General features: G+C 71.4%; 20 protein-coding genes and 1 tRNA gene. 8 read left to right on the top strand and 13 right to left on the bottom strand.

The window, feature by feature from the left end; genetic code table 11:
* Window positions 1-11 precede the first annotated feature (11 nt).
* Window positions 12-1,610, top strand: a complete 1,599-nt coding sequence (aceB, locus tag BLU27_RS21615; RefSeq protein ID WP_092658006.1) for a malate synthase A — start codon at window positions 12-14, stop codon at window positions 1,608-1,610.
* A gap of 9 nt (window positions 1,611-1,619) precedes the next feature.
* Here the strand turns inward: aceB and BLU27_RS21610 are convergent, their stop codons facing one another.
* The 3 genes from BLU27_RS21610 to BLU27_RS21600 are packed head-to-tail and all read right to left on the bottom strand — an operon-like array spanning window position 1,620 to window position 4,237.
* Window positions 1,620-2,282, bottom strand: a complete 663-nt coding sequence (locus BLU27_RS21610; protein ID WP_092655517.1) for a phytanoyl-CoA dioxygenase family protein — start codon at window positions 2,280-2,282, stop codon at window positions 1,620-1,622.
* A gap of 27 nt (window positions 2,283-2,309) precedes the next feature.
* A complete protein-coding gene (locus BLU27_RS21605) occupies window positions 2,310-3,116 on the bottom strand; it encodes an SDR family NAD(P)-dependent oxidoreductase (protein ID WP_092655516.1) in 807 nt (268 codons plus the stop codon).
* Window positions 3,113-4,237 (bottom strand): mandelate racemase/muconate lactonizing enzyme family protein, encoded by a 1,125-nt coding sequence (locus tag BLU27_RS21600; RefSeq protein ID WP_092655515.1) that lies wholly within the window; start codon window positions 4,235-4,237, stop codon window positions 3,113-3,115. The genes BLU27_RS21605 and BLU27_RS21600 overlap by 4 nt, the downstream gene beginning before the upstream one ends.
* A gap of 358 nt (window positions 4,238-4,595) precedes the next feature.
* On the opposite strand from BLU27_RS21600, the gene BLU27_RS21595 reads away from it, so the two are divergent.
* A complete protein-coding gene (locus BLU27_RS21595) occupies window positions 4,596-5,747 on the top strand; it encodes an alkaline phosphatase family protein (RefSeq protein WP_157728745.1) in 1,152 nt (383 codons plus the stop codon).
* 197 nt (window positions 5,748-5,944) lie between these two features.
* Here the strand turns inward: BLU27_RS21595 and BLU27_RS21590 are convergent, their stop codons facing one another.
* From BLU27_RS21590 to BLU27_RS21565, 6 genes are all read right to left on the bottom strand, one after another.
* Complete coding sequence (locus BLU27_RS21590; RefSeq protein WP_241827560.1) at window positions 5,945-7,234, bottom strand: acyl-CoA carboxylase subunit beta; 1,290 nt, start codon at window positions 7,232-7,234, stop codon at window positions 5,945-5,947.
* Between the two features lie 194 nt (window positions 7,235-7,428).
* The gene (locus tag BLU27_RS21585; protein ID WP_092658002.1) at window positions 7,429-8,664 is read right to left on the bottom strand and encodes a beta-ketoacyl-[acyl-carrier-protein] synthase family protein; all 1,236 of its coding nucleotides are present in this window, start codon (window positions 8,662-8,664) and stop codon (window positions 7,429-7,431) included.
* Between the two features lie 140 nt (window positions 8,665-8,804).
* Window positions 8,805-9,050, bottom strand: coding sequence for an acyl carrier protein (locus BLU27_RS21580; RefSeq protein ID WP_092655512.1), 246 nt, complete (start codon window positions 9,048-9,050; stop codon window positions 8,805-8,807).
* 81 nt (window positions 9,051-9,131) lie between these two features.
* Complete coding sequence (locus BLU27_RS21575) at window positions 9,132-10,130, bottom strand: beta-ketoacyl-ACP synthase III (RefSeq protein WP_241827559.1); 999 nt, start codon at window positions 10,128-10,130, stop codon at window positions 9,132-9,134.
* Window positions 10,127-11,311 (bottom strand): acyltransferase domain-containing protein, encoded by a 1,185-nt coding sequence (locus BLU27_RS21570; protein WP_092655508.1) that lies wholly within the window; start codon window positions 11,309-11,311, stop codon window positions 10,127-10,129. Before BLU27_RS21570 ends, BLU27_RS21575 begins: the two co-directional genes overlap by 4 nt.
* An 87-nt stretch (window positions 11,312-11,398) precedes the next feature.
* Entirely contained in the window at window positions 11,399-12,571 is a 1,173-nt protein-coding gene (locus tag BLU27_RS21565; protein ID WP_241827558.1) for a PucR family transcriptional regulator, read from the bottom strand.
* Window positions 12,572-12,871: 300 nt separating this feature from the next.
* Here BLU27_RS21565 and BLU27_RS21560 point away from each other — a divergent pair, with 300 nt between their 5' ends.
* The gene (locus BLU27_RS21560) at window positions 12,872-13,927 is read left to right on the top strand and encodes a PHP domain-containing protein (protein WP_197681514.1); all 1,056 of its coding nucleotides are present in this window, start codon (window positions 12,872-12,874) and stop codon (window positions 13,925-13,927) included.
* Between the two features lie 95 nt (window positions 13,928-14,022).
* Here BLU27_RS21560 and aceE read toward each other — a convergent pair whose 3' ends face one another.
* Window positions 14,023-16,788 carry a pyruvate dehydrogenase (acetyl-transferring), homodimeric type gene (gene aceE, locus BLU27_RS21555; RefSeq protein ID WP_092655504.1) on the bottom strand — a complete coding sequence of 922 codons (2,766 nt, stop codon included), beginning with the start codon at window positions 16,786-16,788 and terminating at the stop codon, window positions 14,023-14,025.
* A 371-nt stretch (window positions 16,789-17,159) separates the two neighbouring features.
* Here aceE and BLU27_RS21550 point away from each other — a divergent pair, with 371 nt between their 5' ends.
* From BLU27_RS21550 to BLU27_RS21530, 5 genes are all read left to right on the top strand, one after another.
* A complete protein-coding gene (locus tag BLU27_RS21550; RefSeq protein WP_092655502.1) occupies window positions 17,160-17,573 on the top strand; it encodes a YjbQ family protein in 414 nt (137 codons plus the stop codon).
* Between the two features lie 143 nt (window positions 17,574-17,716).
* On the top strand, window positions 17,717-18,148 hold the full coding sequence (locus tag BLU27_RS21545) for a DUF3052 domain-containing protein (RefSeq protein WP_092655500.1): 432 nt from the start codon (window positions 17,717-17,719) through the stop codon (window positions 18,146-18,148).
* 156 nt (window positions 18,149-18,304) lie between these two features.
* On the top strand, window positions 18,305-18,856 hold the full coding sequence (locus tag BLU27_RS21540) for a peroxiredoxin (RefSeq protein WP_241827557.1): 552 nt from the start codon (window positions 18,305-18,307) through the stop codon (window positions 18,854-18,856).
* Window positions 18,857-18,939: 83 nt separating this feature from the next.
* Window positions 18,940-19,011 (top strand) — tRNA-Val (locus BLU27_RS21535).
* Window positions 19,012-19,223: 212 nt separating this feature from the next.
* Window positions 19,224-20,372 carry a Gfo/Idh/MocA family protein gene (locus BLU27_RS21530; RefSeq protein WP_092655498.1) on the top strand — a complete coding sequence of 383 codons (1,149 nt, stop codon included), beginning with the start codon at window positions 19,224-19,226 and terminating at the stop codon, window positions 20,370-20,372.
* Window positions 20,373-20,419: 47 nt separating this feature from the next.
* On the opposite strand, the gene BLU27_RS21525 is transcribed toward BLU27_RS21530, so the two are convergent.
* From BLU27_RS21525 to uxaC, 3 genes are all read right to left on the bottom strand, one after another.
* Window positions 20,420-20,749: a hypothetical protein gene (locus tag BLU27_RS21525; RefSeq protein WP_092655496.1), complete on the bottom strand. Its 330-nt coding sequence runs from the start codon at window positions 20,747-20,749 to the stop codon at window positions 20,420-20,422.
* A 218-nt stretch (window positions 20,750-20,967) separates the two neighbouring features.
* Window positions 20,968-22,344 carry a mannitol dehydrogenase family protein gene (locus BLU27_RS21520; protein ID WP_092655494.1) on the bottom strand — a complete coding sequence of 459 codons (1,377 nt, stop codon included), beginning with the start codon at window positions 22,342-22,344 and terminating at the stop codon, window positions 20,968-20,970.
* On the bottom strand, window positions 22,341-23,756 hold the full coding sequence (gene uxaC, locus BLU27_RS21515) for a glucuronate isomerase (protein ID WP_092655492.1): 1,416 nt from the start codon (window positions 23,754-23,756) through the stop codon (window positions 22,341-22,343). Before uxaC ends, BLU27_RS21520 begins: the two co-directional genes overlap by 4 nt.
* Between the last annotated feature and the right edge of the window lie 21 nt (window positions 23,757-23,777).

Genomic DNA, 23,777 nt, shown 5'->3' with positions numbered 1-23,777 from the left:
AGGTGCACATCGTGGTCGACATCACCGTCGCGGGTGGACAGGTCGAACGAGGCGAGGAGATCCTCACCGACGAGGCGCTTGCCTTCCTCGCGGAGTTGCAGCAGCGCTTCGGCGCCCGCCGCGACGAGCTGCTGGCCGCTCGCAGGGAGCGCCGGGCGGAGGTCGCCCGCACCGGGCGGCTGGACTTCCTGCCGCAGACCCGGCAGATCCGTGACGACCCGAGCTGGCGGGTGGCGCCGGCCCCCGCGGACCTGACCGACCGGCGGGTGGAGATCACCGGTCCGACCGAACGCAAGATGACGGTCAACGCCCTCAACTCCGGCGCCAACGTCTGGCTGGCCGACCTCGAGGACGCCAACACGCCGCACTGGGCCAACGTCGTCGGCGGGCAGGTCAACCTCGCCGACGCCGTACGCCGGAAGGTGTCGTTCAGCTCGCCCGAGGGCAAGTCCTACTCGCTGCGCGACGATGCTCCGCTGGCCACGATCGTCGTCCGCCCGCGCGGCTGGCACCTGGACGAGCGGCACCTGCTGGTCGACGGCCGCCCCATGGTGGGCGCACTGGCCGACTTCGGCCTGCACTTCTTCCACAACGCCGCCGAGCTGCTGGCACGGGGCAGCGGCCCCTACTTCTATCTGCCGAAGATGGAAAGCCACCTCGAGGCGCGGCTGTGGAACGACGTGTTCACCTTCGCCGAGGAGCGTCTGGACATCCCGGCCGGGTCGGTCCGGGCGACCGTGCTCATCGAGACGATCCCCGCGGCGTTCGAGATGGAGGAGATCCTCTACGAGCTGCGCGAGCACGCCTCCGGCCTGAACGCCGGCCGCTGGGACTACCTCTTCAGCCTGATCAAGTACTTCCGCGACGCCGGGCCGGACTTCGTGCTGCCCGACCGCAACGCCGTCACCATGACCGCGCCCTGCATGCGCGCCTACACCGAGCTGCTGGTGCGCACCTGTCACAGGCGCGGCGCGTTCGCGATGGGCGGCATGGCGGCGTTCATCCCGAGCAGGCGCAACCCGCAGGTCAACGAGACCGCGCTGGCCAAGGTGCGGGCCGACAAGGAACGCGAGGCCGGTGACGGCTTCGACGGCTCGTGGGTGGCCCACCCCGACCTGGTGCCCATCTGCAAGCAGGTCTTCGACGCGGTGCTCGGCGACCGGCCCAACCAGCTGGAACGCCTGCGCGAGGACGTCGACGTCACCGCCGCGCAGTTGCTGGACGTGAAGGCGACGCCCGGCGAGGTCACCGAGGAGGGGCTGCGCAACAACATCTCGGTGGCCTTGCAGTACCTCGCCTCCTGGCTGGGCGGTAACGGCGCCGTCGCCATCTTCAACCTGATGGAGGACGCCGCCACCGCGGAGATCTCGCGTTCGCAGATCTGGCAGTGGATCGCCAACAACGTCCGCCTGGACACCGGCGAGGTGGTGACCGCCGACCTGGTGCACCGCATCGAGGACGAGGAGCTGGCCAGGATCCGCGAGACGCTCGGTGCGGAGGCCTTCGACGCGGCGCCGTTCCAGTCGGCCCGCGAGCTGTTCGAGACCGTCGCGCTCGCCGAGCACTACGCGGACTTCCTGACCGTCCCGGCGTACGAACGCATCGACTGACCGGGCGGCTCAGGGCGCACCCATCACCAGGCCCTCGATGGTGTGCTTCTGGGTGATGGGGATGAGCTCGTCGACGACCGGGCACACCAGGTGGTCCCGCACCCGTTGCGGGAGCGCGTCCCAGTAGCGCCTGGTCACCGCGAGGTCGTGGTGTTCGGCGTTGCCGGCGCCGGGCGCGTCCAGCCCGAGCACCAGCACCGGCCTGGTCTTCTGCGAGACGTGCCTGGTGCCGCGGTGGATGGTCAGCGCCGAGCGGGCCGAGATGTCGCCCAGCTGCGGAAACCTGCGCACCGCACGCTCCTCGTAGCGTCCGTACAGCGACCTGTCCGGGAACATCCCGTGCTCGAAGTCCTCGCCGCGGTCCCACTGCGTGCCGAGTGCGATCTCGAACGGACCCATGTCGGGCTCGGTGTCCACGAGGGGGACGTTGAAGGCGAGGCTGGTCAGCCGATGCTCGTCGCGCGTCTCGGGTGGCATCGGGAAGTCCCGGTGCCACGGCTGGTTCATCGCACCGGGGCCTGGAACGTCGAAACCCACCTCGACGATCTGGTAGTCGGGGCCTAGGACCGCCTCGGCAACGCCCCTGACCCAGGGATGGTCCACCAACTCCACGAAGCCGCGCAGCGCCTCGGGATGGATCTCGACGTAGTAGCGGTTCGGGCCGCGCCCCACGTTGGCCCGAACCTACTGCCGAAGTCGTCAGAAGAGCGTGAACCCGCCGTCGATGACGACCACCGAGCCGGTCATGAAGCTCGACGCGTCGCTGGCCAGGAAGACCACGGCCGGCCCGAGCTCGTCCGGCAGGCCGTAGCGCTTCATCGCCGCGGGCTCGACGCACCACTGCTGGTACTCCGGCTGGTCGACCGGTGACGCCTCGGTCAGGAAGTAGCCGGGGGCGAGCGCGTTGACCCGGATGCCGTACGGCGCCCACTCGGCGGCCAGTGCCTTCGTGAGCTGGTGGACGGCCGCTTTGGAGGCGAGGTAGGGCGGCTGCCAGCGCGGCTGGTTGACGATCATCGCCGACATCGAACCGATGTTGACGATCGTGCCGGACCCGCGTTCGACCATGCCCGCGCCGACCGCCCGGCTGCACCGCCACACGCCGTCCAGGTTGGTGGCGAGCACCTCCCGCCAGGACTCCTCCGAGGTCTCCAGCGCCGTACCGGGGACGCTGATGCCGGCGTTGTTGACGAGTACGTCGATCGGGCCCAGATCCCCGGCCACCTCCTGGACCATCCGGTCGACGTCGGCCGGGTCGGTGACGTCGGCACGCACTCCGTGCGCCCGGATGCCCTGCGCGCGCAGCTCCTCCGCGGCCCGGCGTACGCCGTCGGCTCCGCGGGCGGTCACCGCCACCGACGCGCCGGCCTCGCCGAGGGCCTGTGCCATCGCCCGGCCCAGGCCGCGGCTCGCGCCGGTGACCAGCGCCACCTTGCCCGCGAGCGAGAACCTCTGCAGCACCCTGGTGGAATCGGGCTTCCGCCCGGTCGGGTCGTTCGTGGTCATCGGCTCGCTCCTTCGACGTCGGGGGTCGGGGGCAGCGGCATGCCGAAGCCCGGGGTGTCCGGCAGGTGCAGCGCGCCGTCCGCCAGCCGGTAGTTTGAAGCGTCGACGCCCTCCGTCTCACCCGGGACACCCTCCACGATCGGCACTCCGCCCAGGCCGGCGGCCAGGTGTGCCGCGTACCGCGTCTTCAGCGGCTGGCCCCATGCGTGCGGCGACAGCTGCACACCGAGCGACCGCACCCGTGGCCACAGCCGGCGCCAGGCGGTGAAGCCGAACGACACCACGTCCATCAGCAACACGTCGACCAGACCATCGGCGGCGAGGTCGAGCAGGAGGGGTACGTCCGGCTCGTACTCGCCGTCGGCGACCAGCGCCGTGGAGCCCAGCCGGGTGAGCTCGGCCCGCAGCCGGGTCAGGTCGGCGTGGTTCTCCGGGAACGGCTCCTCGATCCAGTACAGCCCGCAGTCGGCGACCGCCTCCAGGTAGGCGAAGAAACTGTCGGGGGAGTAGCCGTCGTTGGCGTCGACGAGGATCCGGGCGGCGGGGTGTTGCTCCCGGACGGCACGGGTGACCTCGATGTCCCGGCGCAGACCGTCGCCGGGGGCCATCCAGCGGTGGCCGCGGCCGATCTTCAGCTTGAACGCCCGGTGGCCGGACTGCTCGTCGGCGCGGCAGTTGGCCAGCACCGCCCCCACTCCGCGAGGAGCGTCGTCGGGGTCCAGGTCGTCGAAGTAGATGGCCGCGTCGTAGCAGGGAACCGGTCGCGGCCCGGCGGCGCCGAGCATCTCGTACACGGGCAGGCCCAGCAGTTGCCCGGCGAGGTCGTGCAGCGCGAGGTCGAGCGGAAGAGCGGCCCGGTCGGTGACGCCGACCGCGGGGTCGAACACGTCGGCCACCGCTCGTCCGGGCAGCGACCGGGCGGCCGCCTCCAGGCCGGCCTGGTCTCCCAGAGCGACCCCCCACCCTTGGGCGCCGCCGTCCGTGGCCAGGCAGACCGCGGTGACCGGTCCGCCGTTACCGTGCGATCCGAGCCGGGCGTTGCGGCCGATCGTGCGGGGGTAGCGGTCGCAGGGGCGGACGATCCGGATCTCGGAGACGCGGTGCTCGCCGAGCGGCGACATCAGGCCCTCCAGGAGTTCGGCCGCCGGCCGCCGAAAGTGGCCGCGGCGATTCGGCTCGTGATTCCGAAGCCGGAAATTTCGGGCTTTCCGCAATTCTTCGGGCCGAACATTTCGTCGCTTTTCCCCTCCGGGTCAACAGGTGCTGAATGCGCTATCCAACTGTCCGCAGGCTGTGCCGTGCCGAACGAAGACCCGCCGGAAGCCAACCCAGGAAGGGGTGTCACCATACGGGCTTCGCCGCGTCGGTGGTGATTTACGTGCGGAGAGTCGTACGGCCGGAAAAGGCCAGATCGCGATATCGCCCACGTGGGATTCGCCGGCGCGGAAAGGACGGGAACGAGCAAGGAAAGTGGTCACCGTGCGCGGACGTACTTACCTGATCGCCCTGGCGGCCCTGGCGACCGTGCTCGCCGGCTGTACGTCCCTCGGCGTGGGCGGCACCCAGGACACCTCCGCCGAGGGTCCCGCGGCGCGCCGGACGGCCACCTCGTCACCGTCCCCCACCTCACCGGCGGCCACCCCGCACTCCGCGACGCCGTCTCCCACCGCTACCACGTCGTCCCCGACTCCGACGAGGGCCGCCCCGACGTCCACCCGCCGGGAGACCACCCGGCCGGCTTCGCCGAAGCGGCACCGTCGGTCCACCGCGCACGTCGCCAAGCCCGCCAAGGTCCTCAGGCCTGCCAAGCCCGCCAAGCGGGTCCGGCCGAGCAAGGTCCTCGTGATCGTGGAGGAGAACGAGGAGTACGACTCGGTGCTGAACGGCGGCAACGCGCCGTACGTCGCCAAACTCGCCCGCACCTACGGCACCGCGACGAACTACCAGGCCGGCTACTCCACCGGCTGCCCCTCCCTGCCCGGCTACCTGCTGCTGACCAGTGGCTCCACCCACGGCATCTGCGACGACGACGACGCCTACGCCCACCAGTTCGACGGGTCGAGCATCTTCTCGCAGGTGCAGGCGTCCGGGAAGCAGTGGCGGGTTTATGCGGAGTCGATGCCGCAGGCGTGTGCCAAGGGCAACTCCGGCACGTACGTGCCCCGGCACGCCCCCGCGCCCTACTACAGCTCGGTCGCCAACCGGTGCGCCGACTGGGACGTGCCGCTGGGCACCACCAGCTCCGGCGCGCTGCGGAACGGCATCGACAACGGCCTGCCGGCGTTCTCGTTCGTAGCACCCGACCTCTGCAACGACATGCACGGTGCGTCCGGCTGCGACAGCGGACGGATCGGCGCCGGTGACGACTGGCTGGCCCGGTGGGTGCCGCGCATCCTCGCCGGGCCCGACTACCGCGCCGGCCGCCTCGCCGTCGTGATCACCTGGGACGAGGGCTCCTCGTCGTCGAACCACATCCCGACGATCGTCATCTCCCCGCACACCAGACAGGTGTCCAGCAGCCGCGCCTTCACGCACTGCTCGCTGCTGCGCACCACGGAGGAGATCCTCGGCGTGTCAAGGCTGGGTTGCGCGGCGGGCGCTGCGTCGATGCGGTCGACGTTCGGCCTGTGACCACACGAATCGCCTGTCGCCACGAGGATCTCGGCAACCGCGGACGAGAACGACCCGCTCTCCCGCAACGCTGTTCGAATCAACGGCTACCGTCCGCCGGTCCCGCTCGAGGCCCGGGAAACGGTCAGGGTGCCTTGACTAGCACCCCGATCGACCGCACCGGGTCCCAGCTCACGCTGCCGCTCGCCACAAGGGGCTCACAGCGGGATGTTGCCGTGCGCGCCGCGCTTGTCCGGCGCTTCGGCGAGAGCCGCGGCCAACCGGCTACGGGTGAGCGTGGGCTCGACCACCTCGTCGATCACCCCGATCGACAACGCTTTGTCGAGGCCGCCGACAAGTTGTTCGTGCTCGGCGGCGAGTTCGGCCTCGACTCGCGGGCGGACGTCCGCCTCCACCTCGGCCAGCCGGCGCCGGTGCAGGATGCGGACGGCGGCGATCGAGCCCATCACCGCGATCTCGGCGGTGGGCCAGGCCAGTACCTTCGTCGCGCCGAGCGCACGGGAGTTCATCGCGATGTACGCACCGCCGTAGGCCTTCCTGGTCACCAACGTCACCCGCGGGACCACGGCCTCGCCGAACGCGTGCAGCAGCTTCGCACCCCGCCGCACCACACCGTCCCACTCCTGTCCGACGCCGGGCAGGTAGCCCGGCACGTCCACGAGCACCACGAGGGGTACGCCGAACGAGTCGCACATTCGCACGAACCGCGCGGCCTTCTCCGCGGAGGTGGAGTCCAGGCAGCCGCCCAGCCGGAGGGGGTTGTTGGCGACGACGCCGACCGTGCGCCCGGCGAACCGGCCCAGCGTGGTGACGATGTTGGGCGCCCACCGCGGGTGGAGTTCGAGTGCGCTGCCCTCGTCGAGAAGGTGGTCGATCAGCGGATGGACGTCGTACGCCCGGCGCGGTGAGTCCGGCAACAGGTCGGACAGGTCGGTGTCGGCCACGGAGGAGGTGTCAAGCTTCCCTTGCGCGCCGAGCAGACCGGCCAGCCGGCGGCCCTCGTCGAGCGCGGCCCGCTCGGAGTCGGTGACCACGTGCACGACGCCGGACCGCCGCCCGTGCGGCTCAGGGCCGCCCAGCCGGAGCATGTCGACGTCCTCGCCGGTGACCGAGCGGACGACGTCCGGGCCGGTCACGAAGATGCGTCCCTCCGGTCCCAGCACCACCACGTCGGTGAGCGCGGGACCGTACGCCGCACCTCCGGCGGCGGGGCCGAGAACCACCGAGATCTGCGGGATCCGGCCGGAAGCCCGCGTCATGGAGTGGAAGATCCGGCCCACCGCGTGCAGGGACAGCACGCCCTCGGCGAGCCGCGCCCCGCCGTTGTGCCACAGGCCGATGACGGGTACGTCGTCGGCCAGCGCACGGTCGTACGCCCGCACCACGACGTCGCAGCCCTCGTGGCCCATCGCGCCGCCCTGGATGGTCGGGTCGGAGCAGAAGGCCACGACGGGGCTGCCGTCGACGGTGCCGGTGACGGCAAGCATGCCGCTTCGGTCCTCGGGTGTGAGGAGTTCGAGACTGCCCGGGTCGAGCAGAGCCGCGAGCCGGTTGCGCGGATAGCGCGGGTCCTGCTCACGGGGCGGCTTGGCCTGCGTGGTCGGCGTCTTCGGCTCGGCGGCGGGGTTGCCGGCCGCGTTCGAGCCGGGGGAGTTCTCGGTGACGGTTGCGTCCCTTCTGCTCAGACGCTCCGGACGGCGATCGTGAGGTTGTGCCCACCGAACCCGAACGAGTTGTTCAAGGCGGTGAGCGTGCCGTCGGGAAGCTTGCGCGGCTCCACGGCGATGTCGAGGTTCACGCGCTCGTCGACGTCCACCAGGTTGGCGGTGGGCGGGACGATCCGGTTGTGGAGCGACAGCACGGTGGCGATGCACTCGGCGACGCCGGCCGCGCCGAGCATGTGCCCGAGCGCTCCCTTGGGCGCGGTCACCACCACGTCGTCGGCCGCGTCGCCGAGTACGGCGCGGATCCCGGCCGCCTCGGCCAGGTCGCCGACGGAGGTGGAGGTGGCGTGCGCGTTGATGTGGGTGACCTCGTGGGGCGCGATACCCGCGTTGGCCAACGCCTCGGCCATGGCAGCCGTGTTGCCCTTGGCGTCGGGGTCCGGCTGCACGATGTGGTGGCTGTCGGCCGACGCGCCCGCGCCGGCGATCTCGGCGTACACCCGCGCACCACGCCGCTCGGCGTGCTCGGCGGACTCGAGCACCATCACCGCGGCGCCCTCGCCCAGCAGGAACCCGTCGCGGGACTTGTCGAAGGGGCGGGAGGCATGCTCGGGGTCGTCGTTGCGCCGCGAGAGCGCCATCATCGCCCCGAACGCCGCCATCGGCAGGGGATGGATGATCGCCTCGGCGCCGCCGACCACCACGACGTCGGCCTTGCCGGAGTGGATGAGGTCCAGGCCGTGCCGGATCGCCTCGTTACCGGAAGCGCACGCGGCCACCGGGGTCTGCACGCTGGCCTTCGCCCCGAACTCCAGGCCCACCAGGGCCGCGCCGCCGTTCGGCATGAGCATCGGAATGGTGAACGGCGTGACGTGGCGGGGACCCTTGGTCCTCAGTACGTCGTAGGTGTCGAGCAGGCTGATCAGGCCGCCGATGCCGGACGCGATCGAGACGGCCAGCCGCTCACCGGGAACCTCTTCCTTCTCCAGTCCGGAGTCGGACCAGGCCTCGCGGGCGGCGATCACCGCGAACTGCTGGTAGCGGTCCATCTTGCGGGCCTCGACCCGGCGCAGCACCTCACCGGGCTCGACCGCGGCGGGTGCCGCGATCCGGGAGGGCAGGTCGGCGTACTCCGGCGCGGTCAGGGCCTTCGCGCCCGACCGTCCGGACAGCAGGCCGTCCCAGGTCGAGGCGACGTCACCGCCGAGGGGCGTGGTGGCGCCCAGGCCGGTGACGACAACTTTGGTGCTCATCGGGTTCTCCTCTGTCTCCGCGTCCTGCGCCGGGACGGGTGGCCGGTGCGTGCCGGCCGGCACCGCTGGACACGTCCGGGTGGCGGGTCACGTCACCCGGACTTCCGCGTGCCGGCCAAGCCACCGGCCACCCGGCGTCCTCAGCCCTGGGAACGCTCGATGTAGCCGACCGCATCCCCGACGGTCTTGAGGTTCTTCACCTCGTCGTCGGGGATCTTGACGCCGAACTTCTCCTCGGCGGCGACGACCACCTCGACCATCGACAGGGAGTCGACGTCCAGGTCGTCGGTGAACGACTTGTCCATCTGCACGTCGTCGGCGGGGATGCCAGCGACCTCGTTGACGATCTCCGCAAGCCCGGCGCGGATTTCCTCGGTAGTGGCCATGCCTTGGTGCTCCTTCTTCTCGTGGATGCCGCTTTTCAGGTGCCGCGCCCGCGCGGGACGAGGGCGGGGTCGCTGGGTACTTCAGGGAATCCGGATGACCTGGGCGGCATACACCAGCCCGGCTCCGAAACCGATGACGAGCGCGGTGTCGCCGCTCCTGACCTCCGACGTGTCCAGCAGTCGGTCGAGGGCGAGTGGGATGGACGCCGCCGAGGTGTTGCCCTGCTCGGCGATGTCCCGTGCGATCACGACGTGGCCGGGCAGATTCAGGGCCTTGACCATGGCGTCGGTGATCCGGTTGTTGGCCTGGTGGGGGATGAACGCGTCCAGGTCCTGCGCGGCGACGCCGGCCCGCTCGAGCGCCTGCTGGGCGACCTTCGCCATCTCATACGACGCCCACCGGAAGACCGGGTTGCCCTGCATGGTGAGGTGCGGGAACTCGCCGTCGGATACGGCGTCGTCCCAGCTCTCCTTCTGGCGGATCACCTCCGCCTGGGCGCCGTCGGAGCCCCACACCACCGGGCCTATGCCCGGCTCCTCGGTGGGGCCGACGACCGCGGCACCCGCGCCGTCGCCGAACAGGAACGCCGTGGACCGGTCCTCGGGGTCGGTGAGGTCGGACAGGCGTTCCACACCGACGACCAGAACGTACGTTGCGGTGCCGGAACTCACCATGGACCGGGCGAGTTCGAGGCCGTAGCAGAAGCCCGCGCAGGCGGCGGAGATGTCGAACGCGGCCACGCCCTGCGCGCCGAGCTCGGTGGCGATGATCGGAGCCACCGCCGGGGTCTGGGACAGGTGCGAGACCGTGGCCACCAGCACGCAGCCGAGCTGGTCGGCCTGGATCCCCGCGGCGGCCAGGGCCTTGCCGGCGGCCGCGACCGACATCGCCGCGACCGTCTCCTCCGGGCCGGCCCAGCGCCTGCTCACGATGCCCGAGCGGGTGCGGATCCACTCGTCGGAGGAGTCGATCCGCTCGCAGATCTCGGCGTTGGTGACGATCCGGTGCGGTCGGTACGAGCCGACGCCGAGCACGCCGGCGTGGCGGGTGCCGTCGGGAGTCCGGATCGCACCGGTCACTGTGCGCTCACCGGGTGCAGGCGTACCAGCGGCTGGCCGGGGGAGACGGGGTCGCCGTCCTCGACCAGCCATTCGACGATCGTGCCGCCGTGGGGTGCGGCCACCTGCAGGTCGTCGCGGCCGCTCCTCACGTTGCCGACCACCGCGCCGGGAGCCAGCGCGGCACCCGCGGCCTGCTCGGCGGCCAGGCTGAACACGCCCTTCGTCGGCGCGACCAACAGCCGCCAGGTGGGGTTGCCCTCCACCGGGCCGCCCTCGCCGTGCTTCTCCACGAACGCGCGCGCGTCGTCGAGCTGGTCCGGAGTCTTCAGCGCGAACGTCTCCACCCCGCGCAGCGCGCGGCGGGCGATGCCGGTGAGGGTGCCGGCGGGCGGCATCTCCAGCATGCCGGTGACGCCGAGGTCCTCCATCGTGCGCATGCACAGGTCCCAGCGCACGGGCGAGCTCACCTGGGTGACGATCCGGTCGAGCACCTCCCGGCCGTCGTGGACGACGTGGCCGTCGCGGTTGGACAGCAGGCGGGTACGCGGGTCGTGGGTGGTGATCGCCCGGGCGTAGCCGCCGAGCAGGTCGACCGCGTGTGCGACGTAGTTGGTGTGGAAGGCGCCCGCGACCTGCAACGGGACCAGCCGGGTGCGGGCCGGCGGGTCGGCGCTGAAGCGTTCCAGGGCCTCCAGGGTGCCGGCGGCCACCACCTGGCCGGGGCCGTTGTTGTTGGCGGCCACGAGGTCGTGCCGGGCGATCGCGGCGAGCACCTCCTCGGGGTCGCCGCCGAGGACCGCCATCATCCCGGAGCGGTGCTCGGCCGCGGCGGCGGCCATCGCCTTGCCGCGCTGGCGGACGAACACCATCGCCTGCTCCGCACTGATCACCCCGACACCCGCGGCCGCGGTGATCTCGCCGACGCTGTGGCCGGCGGCGAGGTCGATGACGCGGAACGCGTCGGCGGGGTGGGGGAACAGTGCGAGCGCGGCGACGAGTCCGGACGCGACGAGCAGCGGCTGGGCGATCGCGGTGTCGCGGATGGTGTCCGCGTCCGCGTCGGTGCCGTAGTGGGCGAGGTCGGTGTCGCAGACCGCGGACAGCCAGTTGATGCGGTCGGCAAAAGTCGGGTCCTCGAGCCACGGTGCGAGGAATCCAGGCGTTTGCGCCCCTTGTCCAGGCGCGACGATGACGAGCACGAAATCCACCTTGACGGCTGAACGGTTCCGAAGGGCGCCCCGGGCGGACGAAAGTTACGCGAACTTCTCTGTAGGAACCCTACAAAGTCAGTGTGCGGACGCTACTCGATGGGCGTGCAGGCGGCCCAGGGTGAGTGCGATCCGAAGCGTGTACGCATGGCGCGGGTTCGACGGAGAGTAGCCGCTGAGCTCGGTGATCCGCCGCAGCCGATAACGCACGGTGTTGGCGTGCACGAACAGCATCCGGGAGGTGGCCTCCACCGAGCCGCCGTTCTCGAAGAACGCGGCCAGCGTCTCCAGCAGCACCGGACCGGCCTGGGCCAGCGGGGTGTAGATGTCCACGACCAGCTGCCTGCGGGCGGTCTCGTCCGCCGACAGCGCCCGCTCGGGCAGCAGCTCCTCCGCGCCGACCGGGCGTGGCGCGTCCAGCCACGCCGGCGCGGCGAGGTAACCCGCGATCGCCGCTCGGGCCGCGCGGGACGCGCCCATCAGGTCGGTCACCACCGGGCCGTAGACCACCGGCCCCGGGCCGAAGTGGGCCGCGAACCGGCCGGCGGTCTTCGCCGGGTCGGTCTCGCCGCCGAGGATGACGATCAGCCGGTCGCCCTGGACACCGGTCAGGACGTCCAGCCTCGCCTGCCGGGCGTCCCGGCGGATCAGTTCCACCCCGGCCTCCGGGTCGCCTTCGGGAGTGCTGCCCACCACCACCAGGACGGGAGCGGACTCCGACCAGCCCAGGGCGGCCACGCGGGAGCGCACCGCGTCGTCGGTCTCGCCGCGCAGGACGGCGTCCACGATGAGCGCCTCCAGCCGGGCGTCCCACGCACCGCGCATCTCCGCGGCCCGGGCATACAGCTCGGCCGCACTGAAGGCGATCTCCCGGGAGTACAGCAGGACCGCCTCGCGCACCCGGGCCACGTCCTCCTCGGGCACGATCTGGTCGACGCGTTCCTCGGCGACCTCGATGCCGATCCGGATCATCTCCACGGTCTGGTGCAGGGTGACCTTGCGGGTCAGCTCGCGGGGCGCCGTTCCCAGGACGTCCGCGGTGAAGATGGGTCCCCGGCCGGGATCGCGGAACCACGCGACGAACGCCGCGAAGAACGTCTGTGCGACCAGGCCGATCCAGGATCGGTCCTGCGGGTTCATCCGGCGAAACCACGACAGGCGTTCCTGCATCCGTTCGATCGTGGCGGAGGCGAGCACCCCGCTCGCGCGCTCCAGATGGTTCGCGGTGGACGTTCGGTGAAGACTCGGCACGTGCGAAGTGTCGCACGCACCGTGTCCCGACACCCACGCTCGTGGTGACACATGGTGAGCGTCGGCCAGGCCGGCAGGGGACACCACGACGAGGTCGTACGCCGGTCCGGACTGCCCGGAGGCTTTTGTCCGATTCTGCTGGGTTAACGACGTTTTGGGCTCTGTCGGCGGCCGGCACAGGCGAGCCCAGACCCGTGGGCAGCGCGCTCGGGTAGCGCGGAACGAGGACGAGGCAGGGTACGCAGGTGGGCCCCGCGTCGGTACGCGGGCTCGGTGAGGCCGGAGCGCTAGGGTGTGGCGGTGACCGCGACCGAGGCGATCGACCAGCTGCGCCGCATCGCGTTCCTGCTCGAACGCGGGCGCGCCGAGACCCCGCGGGTGCGGGCGTTCCGCAGGGCCGCGCAGACCCTTGCCGACCTACCCGAGGAGGAGTTCGCCCGGCGGGTCGGCGACGGAACGCTCACCGAGCTGCCCGGCATCGGGCCGTCGTCGGCGAAGGTCGCCACCGAGGCGTACGCGGGCGAGACCGCCGGCTACCTGGCCCGACTGGAAGGCGAGCACGGGCCGCTGGTGTCGGGTGGGGAGTCGCTGCGCGCGGCGCTGCGCGGTGACCTGCACACCCACTCCGAGTGGTCCGACGGCGGCAGCCCGATCGAGGAGATGGCTCGCACGGCACGCGACCTCGGGCACGAGTACGTCGCGCTCACCGACCACTCGCCCAGGCTGAAGGTCGCCAACGGGTTGTCCGCCGAGCGCCTGCGCCGCCAGCTCGAGGTCGTGCGCGAACTGAACGCAGAGCTCGCGCCGTTCCGCATCCTCACCGGCATCGAGGTGGACATCCTCGAGGACGGCTCGCTGGACCAGGACCCCGAACTCCTCGCGTCCCTCGACGTCGTGGTGGCCAGCGTGCACTCCAAGCTGCGGATGCCGGCCGCGGACATGACGCCCCGGATGGTGGCCGCGATCGCCAACCCGCTGGTCACCGTGCTGGGCCACTGCACCGGCCGGCTGGTGACGGGCGGCCGCGGCACCCGGCCGGAGTCGTCGTTCGAGGCCGACATCGTGTTCGAGGCCTGCCGGAGGTTCGGGGTCGCAGTGGAGATCAACTCCCGGCCCGAACGCCTGGACCCGCCGCGGCGGCTGCTGCGCCAGGCGGTCGAGCAGGGCTGTGTGTTCTCGATCGACACCGACGCGCACGCGCCCGGGCAGCTGGACTGGCAGCCGTACGGCTGCGCCCGCGCTGAGGAGTGCGAGGTCCCCGCCGATCGGGTGATCAACACGCTGCCGGCCGACGAACTCCTCGACCGCTTTCGCGAACGCCGCGAACGCCGCGCCGTGAGGTCAAGCGCCCGTTGACATCGCCCGGTGTCCACGGGCGTGGTGCGAAACCGTGAAGGTCCCCGGCACGTGCCGGGGACCTTCATCGTTTCGCGAAACGGTCGTAGGAGCCTCTACGCGTCGCCGCCTTCCTGGGCCACGTCCGCGACCGCCGTCGGGTCGGTGATGGCGTAGCGGTCGGCCGCCTCGCGTACGGTCGACTGCTTGACCTCACCGCGGCGGGCCAGCGCGGCCAGCACCCCGACGACCACCGAGGCGGCGTCGACGTTGAAGAACCTCCGCGCCGCCGGCCGGGTGTCGGCGAAGCCGTAGCCGTCGGTGCCGAGCGAGGAGTAGTCGCCGGGCACCCAGCGCGAGATCTGGTCGGGCACCGCCCGCATCCAGTCGCTGACCGCCACGAACGGACCGGCCGCACCCGCGAGCTTCTGCGAGACGTACGGCACCCGCGCCTCGCTGTCGGGGTTGCGGAGGTTCCACTTCTCCGCTTCCACCGCGTCTCGGCGAAGCTCGTTCCACGACGTCACCGACCACACGTCGGCGGCCACGCCCCAGTCCTGCGACAGCATCCGCTGCGCGTCCAGCGCCCACGGCATGCCCACGCCGGAGGCGAGGATCTGCGCCCGCGGCGTGCGGTCGTCGACCTCGCCGGTGTGCTCGGCGTAGCGGTAGACGCCGCGCAGGATGCCCTCGACGTCGGGGTTCTCCGGCTCGGCCGGCTGCACCAGTGGCTCGTTGTAGACGGTGAGGTAGTAGAAGACGTCCTCGCCGTTCGGGTGCTCCTCGCTGGAGCCGTACATCCGCCGCAAGGCGTCCTTGACGATGTAGGACAGCTCGAACGCGAACGCCGGGTCGTAGGCCACACACGCGGGGTTGGTCGAGGCAAGCAGGTGCGAGTGCCCGTCGGCGTGCTGCAGTCCCTCACCGGTGAGCGTGGTCCGCCCGGCCGTCGCACCGATGAGGAAGCCGCGGGCGAGCTGGTCGCCGAGCGCCCACATGAAGTCACCGGTGCGCTGGAACCCGAACATCGAGTAGAAGATGTAGACCGGGATCATCGGCTCGCCGTGGGTGGCGTAGGCCGTGCCCGCCGCCGTCACCGAGCCCATCGCGCCGGCCTCGCTGATGCCCTCGTGGAGCAGCTGGCCCTTCTCCGACTGCTTGTACGACAACAACAGCTTGCGGTCGACGCCTTCGTACGTCTGCCCGAACGGGTCGTAGATCTTCGCCGTCGGGAACATCGAGTCCATGCCGAAGGTGCGGAACTCGTCCGGCGCGATCGGCACGAACCGCGCGCCGATGCCCTTGTCGCGCATGAGGTCCTTGAGCAGCCGTACGAACGCCATCGTGGTGGCCACCCGCTGCTTGCCCGATCCCTTGCGCAGCTCGCTGTACACGGCGTCGCCGGGCAGCTTCAGCGGCGTCGGGCTCACGCGGCGCTCCGGAGCCGGCCCGCCGAGCTGGCGGCGGCGTTCGAGCATGTAGGCGATCTCGTCGGAGTCCTTGCCCGGGTGGTAGTACGGCGGAAGGTCGTTCTCGTCGATCTCCTTGTCCGAGATCGGGAGATACAGCCGGTCCCGGAACTTCTTGACGTCGTCCTTGGTGAGCTTCTTCATCTGGTGGGTCGCGTTGCGGCCCTCCAGCGCCTCGATCGTCCAGCCCTTGATGGTGTGCGCCAGGATGACCGTCGGCTGGCCGACGTGCTCGGTCGCCGCCTTGAACGCGGCGTAGACCTTGCGGTAGTCGTGGCCGCCCCGGGACAGCTTGCGCAGCTCGTCGTCGGACAGCCCGTCGACCATCTTGCGCAGCCTGGGGTCACCGCCGAAGAAGTTCTCGCGGATGTACTCCCCGGTCTCCACCGAGAACGTCTGGAACTGCCCGTCCGGGGTGGTGTTCATCTTGTTGACCAGCACGCCGTCGACGTCCTGGGCCAGCAGCGGGTCCCAGTCGCGGCCCCAGATCACCTTGACGACGTTCCAGCCGGCGCCCCGGAAGTAGGACTCCAGCTCCTGGATCACCTTGCCGTTGCCGCGTACCGGTCCGTCGAGCTGCTGGAGGTTGCAGTTGATGACGAACGTGAGGTTGTCCAGCTCCTCCCGAGACGCCACGCCGATGGCGCCGAGGGACTCCGGCTCGCTCATCTCGCCGTCACCGAGGAACGCCCACACGTGCTGCTGGCTGGTGTCCCTGATGCCGCGGTTGCGGAGGTAGCGGTTGAACCTCGCCTGGTAGATCGCGTTGACCGCGGTGAGCCCCATCGAGACGGTGGGGAACTCCCAGAAGTTCGGCATCAGCCGCGGGTGCGGGTAGCTCGACAGGCCGTTGCCGGTGCCCTGCGACACCTCCTGGCGGAAGGCGTTCAGCTGGTCCTCGCTCAGCCTGCCCTCCAGGAACGCGCGGGCGTAGATGCCCGGCGACGCGTGGCCCTGGAAGAAGATCTGGTCGCCGCCGCCGGGGTGGTCCTTGCCGCGGAAGAAGTGGTTGAAGCCCACCTCGTACAGGCTGGCCGCCGACTGGTAGGTGGCGATGTGCCCGCCGACCTCCAGGCCCTTGCGGTTGGCGCGCGACACCATGATCGCGGCGTTCCAGCGGATGTAGGCCCGGATGCGGCGTTCCACGTGCTCGTCGCCGGGGAACCACGGCTCGCGGTCGGGCGGGATGCTGTTGATGTAGTCGGTGCTCCGCAACGCGGGGACGCCCACCTGCCGCTCGCGCGCGCGTTCCAGCAGGCGCAGCATCAGGTAGCGCGCACGCTCCTGTCCGCGCTCGTCGAGCACCGCGTCGAGCGACTCGATCCACTCACGGGTCTCGTCCGGATCGATGTCGGGGAGCTGGGTGGGAAGTCCATCTGTGATGATGGGCCTACGCTCTGCTCCGGAAGCCACGGCGATCCCTTTCTCGGGGGTGTGGGGGTGCTCCCACCAGGTAGTGCATTGTCGTCCTGACTCTCATAGTCTCTCGCGGGAGAGCAGGAGTCGTCCCCGGTCCCGGTGGTGCCTTTCCGGGGGCCGAACGCCGACACCGGGCCATGGTGGCGGCCCGTGGCCTCGACCCGGAGCCCGCACCGCGGCGTCAGGGTGAAACCGGGAGCCAACCCTACGTCGTCCCATTCGCGGCCGGGTACCAGTGTCTGGTGCGTTTCCGGACTCGGGCACCATGCCGGAAATCCTCCTGGCCGTGGGGCGCTCGCCAGAACTCCCACCTGATCGTCACGTTCTCGAGCCCGTTCTCACCCGTTTCTCACCGAAAGGCCGATATGCGCAGTGAAGTGGTGGATGTCCGCACCGGCTCCGACGAGGTGGTGTACGACCTCACCGACGAGTGCGAGCGGTTCGTCGCGGCGGCCGCCCAGGATGGCGACGGGCTGCTGCACGTGTTCGTCCCGCACGCGACCGCCGGCGTGGCCGTGATCGAGACCGGGTCCGGAAGCGACGACGACCTGCTCGCCGTGCTCGGCGCCGTACTGCCCGGCGACTTCGGCTGGCGGCATCGGCACGGCTCGCCCGGGCACGGTCGCGACCACGTGGTGCCCGCGTTCGTTCCGCCGTATGCAACGCTTCCTGTCGTGGCCGGTCGGTTGGCGCTCGGAACCTGGCAGCGGGTGTGCCTGGTCGACACCAACCGCGACAATCCGCGGCGAAAGGTCCGGTTGTCACTGCTCCAGGGCTGAGACTGCCTGAGACTGTCCGTATGAGCGACACGTCGCGACGGGTGGACGCGCGGTACGACACTCCGTGGGCACTTGCGTACGACGCGCCGGGACGCTGGACTACCGGCCAACAACTAACTTTCGAGAAATGGAGGGCGGGACTCGTGAGCGCGACCGCAGGCGAGGCCGAAGGCCAGTCTGGGCCAGCAGAGCGGCTGGGCCTGCAGCCCGGCATGGTGGTGCAGGAGCTCGGTTGGGACGAGGACTGTGACGAGGACCTGCGCCGGGCGATCGAAGAGCACACCGGGAACGACCTCGTGGACGAGGACTACGACGAGGTGGTCGACGCCGTCATCTTGTGGTGGCGGGAGGACGACGGCGACCTGGTGGACGCGCTGGTCGACACCAAACCGGACCTCACCGACGGCGGTGTCATCTGGCTGTTGACACCGAAGGTCGGCCGGGACGGCTACGTCGAGGCCAGCGACATCGCGGAGTCGGCGCCCACCGCGGGTCTTTCCACGACAACCAGCAAGTCCGTGGCACCGGACTGGCTCGGCACCCGGCTGGCCACGCCGAAGACCCGGCAGCGCTGAACATCCGGCTGTGCCTGGGGTCCGGCAGCGCCGGGGCCCGCAGCGCTGGTTCGTGTGGCGGCGTTCGCCGGCTGTGGGGAGGCCGGCGGGCGCGGCCCGAGGATTTGTGGGGCGCCGGGCCGTGGACGGGGGCCAGGGGAGAGGGAGGGACGTGCCGTGGACGCGGCCACGACGCAGGACCCGCAGCCGTCGCTGGTGGGAGTGCAGGCGCCGGACTTCGCCCTGAACGACCAGCACGGTGCGGAGGTACGCCTCCGTACGACCGTTTCGGACGGGGCGGAGGACGCGGAGGGCACCGGCACCGGCACCGGCACCGCCGAGCCCGGCAGGGTTGCAGCCGGGCACACGGTCGTGGTCTTCTACCCGTTCGCCTTCACCGGGGTGTGCACCGGCGAGCTGAAGGTGCTCCAGAAGGCTCAGCCGCGGTTCGCGGCACTGGACGCCCGGGTGCTCGCGATCTCCTGCGACTCGATGTTCTCGCTCCGGGTGTTCGCCGAGCGGGAGTCGCTGACGTTCCCGCTGCTGTCGGACTTCTGGCCGCATGGTGCGGTGGCCCGCGCCTACGGAGTCTTCGACGCCGACCGGGGCTGCGCCCTGCGCGGCACCTTCGTGATCGACCGCGCCGGAACGATCCGCTGGCAGGTCGTCAACGCCATCCCGGACGCGCGTGCGGTCGACGACTACCTTGCGGCCCTGGAGCGGCTTTAGTCGTCCGTCCCGGTCGCCCGACCTCGCGGTGTGCCCTGGTGCGGGGTTGATCGCCGGACCGGGTAATCTGTCGCCTCGACCCGGGGGCCGTAGCTCAGTGGTAGAGCATCGCGTTTACACCGCGAGTGTCGGCGGTTCGATCCCGTCCGGCCCCACCGTCTGATCCCGACCGACCCGATCAACCCGACCGACCCCGACGCTACTCCGTACACCGGAACCGGCTCGGGTACCGGCCTGATCCGGAGCGGCGCCGCGCGCCGATCCCGGACGGTGATGGCCGTCTCCGGCACGCGGGCCCCACGCTCTCCGAAGGCCGGATCATGCTCAGCGACGTCGGCGAAAGATCGCGCGGACCGCGGAGGTCGGTATGACGACGTTGGGCACGAGGACCGAAGGCGGCCAGGAGCCGCTGCGGGTGGGGATCCTGGGCACCGGGATGATCGCAACCACCGGAGTGGGCGTACTCCCGAACATGCAGTGGATTGCCGAGAAGGTGACCGTGGCGGCGGTCGCCGACGTGGTGTTCGAACGCGCCGAGGCGGTGGCGAAGGAGTTCTGTGTCCCCGCCGCCTACCCGAGCCTGGAAGCCATGCTGGAAGGCGCCGACCTGGACGCGGTGGTGAACCTGACGCCGATCGGGTTCCACGGCCGGACGTCGCTTGCGATCCTGCGCGCAGGCAAGCACCTCGCCACCGAGAAGCCGCTGGCCAACACGATGGACGAGGCGGACGAGATCATCGAGCTCGCCGCTGCCGGGAACCTGACCGTGGTGTGCGCGCCCCCGGACGCGTTGTTCCCCACCTACCAGGAGGCGCGGCGGCTGCTCGACCTGGACGCGATCGGAAGGGTCGCGTTCGCCCGGGTGCGCAGCTCGCACGCCGGACCAGGTGGCGGGCCGTACGGCTGGCCCACCGACCCCAGCTGGTTCTACCAGCGGGGTTCGGGCCCGCTGCTGGACATGGGGGTGTACGGCATCCACGAGATCACCGCGCTGCTCGGTCCCGCGAAGCGGGTGGTGGCGTTCTCCGGCATCACCGAGCCCACCCGGACGGTACGCGGCACCGGGCCGTTCGGCGGGACGGTCATGGACGTCACCACCGACGACAACACGCTGTTCATGCTGGATTTCGGCGGCGCGACGTTCGCGGTCGTGGACGGCACGTTCAACGTCCACGCGGCCAGGAGCCCGAAGATCGAGATCTTCGGCCGCAGAGGCACCCTGAACATCAAGGACGGCCGCGGCGGCGAATCGCCGCTCGAGGTCTACCGTGTGGACGCGCTGCCCGGCATGGACGGCTGGGTCCAGCCGGCCGGTTGGGGTCACCTGCGGCAGAGCCAGGCGCGGCACGACCTGCTGCACCGGGCGGTGGTCGTCGAGCACCTCGCCGACTGCGTACGGACGGGTGAGCGGCCCACGCTCAGTGCCGAACACGGCCGGCATGCGCTGGAGATCATGCTGAAGGTCGCCGAGTCCGCCCGGACCGGCCGGGCGCTGGAACTGACGACGACGTTCTAGGGCGACGACGTTCTGGTTGGTACGCAGGCCGGGCCGCCGCGAACCGCTCAGCTCGCGGCGCTGCCGCCGTCGGCCGCGGCCAGCACCCGCGCGCCGCGGGCGCGGAACCTCGCCAGCCGCCCGGCGGTCACCAGGTAGAGCAGGCCGGAGACGAGTGCCGCAGCGGGCGGGCGTACGGCCGAGTGCGGCCTGCGGTGCCGACCGGGGTCCACCTGCGCGGGAGGAACGCGGATCGCGAGCGCGGCCGGGCCCATGCCCGGCTCGTGCCGGGGCTCCGCGCGCGCGGACTCCGCGGCGGCGGTCGCGTCGGGGTCGGCGGTCGCGTGGGGCTCAGCGGTCGCGGCGGTTTCGCGGACGAGGGGCGGCAGGGGCGTCATGTGCCGGGCTCCTGGATCGACGTCGGACGCGGAGTCACCCGGGTACCAGGGCGACACCGACGGCACTGTTGCAGGCCATACGCCTGCCGTACTGCCCTACCCAGGACGGAACGTCCCCAACCAGCCCAGCCCGACCGGTCTGACGTCACCTGCCGAAAAGAGGGGCCGTCCGAGCGGACGGCCCCTCTCCACGATGTCGGCCGGTTTCCCGGCCCGGCTCACCTCGCCAGTTCGGTGAGCTTCTCGCGTACTCCGGCCAGCAGTTCGGCGTCGTCGGCCAGGGCCGGGTCGAGGACGGCGAGCACCCTGGGTACGACGTCGTCCACCGGTCCGTCGGCCAGGCCGAGGAGTTCCTCCCCGCGCGGGTCGCGTACGCGCGTCCCGTCACGCAGGTGGGCCAGCCAGCCGGCCAGGGCGACCACTCCACCCTCGGGGAGCACGCCGTCCGCGCGTTCGCGGGTCAGCACCGGCAGCACCCGGATCGGCAGCTTCTGCGAGCCGTCCATCGCGATCTGTGCCAGCGCGTGCCGGATGCGCGGGTTGGCGAACCGCTCCACGAGGTCGTCGCGGTACTTCGCGATGTCCGCCGCGTCCAGCGCCAGGTGCCTGGCCGCCGCGTCCCACCAGGCGTCGACCCAGCCCCGGCACACGGGGTCGGCGATCGCCTCCGCCACGGTCTCGTGGCCTCGGGTCGGGCCCGCGTACGCCAGTAGGGAGTGCGCGCCGTTGAGCAACCACAGCTTGCGCTGCTCGAACGGCCGCACGTCGTCGACGAACCGCGCGCCTGCGTGCTCCCAGGCGGGCCGGCCGGCCGGGAAGTCCCCGGCCAGCACCCACTCGGTGAACGGTTCGGTGACCACCGGCGCCTGGTCGGCGAAGCCGCTCAGGGAGGCGATGACCTCGCGGTCTCCCGGCGTGGTCGCGGGCGTGATCCGGTCGACGGTGGTGGAGACGAACGACACGTTCGCGCGTACCCACGCGGCGAGGCCGTCGTCGACCGCCTCCGCGACCCCGGTCAGCACCCGGGCCACCGTGGCGCCGTTGTCCACCAGGTTGTCGCAGGGTACGACGGCGAGCGGGCCGGCGTCGGCGGCCCGGCGCGCGGCCAGCCCGGCCAGCAACCGCCCCGGCGCGGTGGACACGGCCGAGTCACCGGCGCGCAGCCGCTCCAGGTCACCGGCGAGCCGCGGGTCGGCCAGGTCGGGCGCGCCGTCCGCGGCCCGCAGGTAGCCGGCCTCGGTGATGGTGAGGGTGACGGTGCTGACGGCCGGGTCGGCGAGCGCGCCGTCACGCCGCTTCGCGTCGGCTCCGTCGTACGCCCCGGACAGGCTGGTGACGAGCTCGGTCCGGTCGCCGTCGCGGTCGCGGACCAGCAGGTGGTAGAGGCCGTCCTGGTCCGCGAGCGGCCGGGCGGCGTCGGGCCGCCGGCCGGTGAACGCCACGATGCCGGCCGGTTCGCCGGTCGGGTCCGCGGTGTTCGCCCGGTGGGTGTACCACGCCTGGTGGGCCCGGAAGAAGGCGCCGAGCCCGAGGTGCACGACCCGGACGGGGCTCGCGTCGCCGGCTCCGGCCTCGGCCCTCGTGAGCCGCCTCATGCGACGCGGAAGGTCGAGGCGGGCAGCCGGTACGCGAGGTCGGCGGCGGTGTCGGCCGCCTCGTCCTCGGGCAGCCGGTGCTCGGCGACCAGTCGGGCGAGGAACCCACAGTCGAGCCGGCGGGCCATGTCGTGGCGCACCGGGATCGAGCAGTAGGCGCGGGTGTCGTCGACGAAGCCGGCCGTCTTGTGGAAGCCGACCGTGTCGGTGACCGCCTCGCGGAACCTTCTGATGGCGTCCGGGGTGTCGATGAACCACCATGGCGCGCCGACGAACACCGACGGGTAGAAGCCCGCCAGCGGCGCGATCTCGCGCGAGAACACGTCCTCGTCCACGGTGAACAGCACCATCCTGAAGTTCGGGTGGGTGCCGTACCGCTCCAGCAGCGGCCGCAGTGAGCGGGTGTACTCCGTGGTCATCGGGATGTCACCACCCACGTCGCGGCCGTACCGGTCGAAGGTCCCGGTGTGGTGGTCGCGGAGCACGCCCGGGTGCACCTGCATCACCAGGCCGTCCTCGGATGCCATCCGGGCCATCTCGGTGAACATGTGCCGGCGGAACGCCGTGGCCTCCTCCGGTGTGGCCGCGCCGGTGAGCGCGGCGGCGTAGATCCGGCTCGCCTCGGCCGGCTCCAGCGGCTCGCTGCCCGCGTCGGCGTGGCCGTGGTCGGTGGCGGTGGCGCCGTTGCGTTTGAAGTACGCGCGGCGCTGCTCGAGCGCGGCGACGTAACCGGCGTAGCCGGTGGTGTCCTCGCCCGTCACCTCGCCCAGCCTCGCCACCCGGGCGGGCCAGTCCGGCCGCGCCGGCTCGAGGTAGGGGTCGGGTCGGAAGGTCGGGACCACCCGGCCCTTCCACGCCGCGTCGTCGGCGAGCTTCCGGTGCGCGGCGAGGTCGTCGGTCGGGTCGTCGGTGGTGGCGAGGACCTCGATCCCGAACCGCTCGTACAGCGCGCGCGGGCGGAACTCCGGTGCCGCGAGCCGCTCGCTGAGCTGGTCGAACAGCTCGTCTGCGGTGTCGGCGGAGGGCCGCAGGTGCACGCCGAACACGTCCACCAGCTCCGCCTCCAGCCAGTACCGCGAAGGAGTGCCGCGGAACGCCCACCAGTGCGAGCAGAACGTCCGCCAGATCTCCCGGGGCGACGCGTCGCCCCTCGGTGCGCCCGGCGGGACACCGAGGCTGTCGAACGACACGCCGTGCGCGTGCAGCAGCCGGGTGACGTAGTGGTCGGGTACGACCAGCAGGTTGGCCGGGTCGCCGAACGGCTGGTCCTCGGCCAGGATCGCCGGGTCGACGTGGCCGTGCGGGGAGATGATCGGCAGCCCGGCCACCTCGTCGTACAGGCGGCGGGCGATCGACCGCACGCTCGGGTCGGTCGGGAACAGCCGGTCCGGGTGGAGTTCGATGTCGGTCATCCGGTCCCTTCTTCTGGTTCG

Origin of the sequence: Actinopolymorpha singaporensis, from assembly GCF_900104745.1 — a bacterium.
GTDB lineage: Bacteria > Actinomycetota > Actinomycetes > Propionibacteriales > Actinopolymorphaceae > Actinopolymorpha > Actinopolymorpha singaporensis.
The sequence above is the reverse complement of the archived record's forward strand: the minus strand, read 5'-3'. Positions and strand labels throughout refer to the sequence as shown.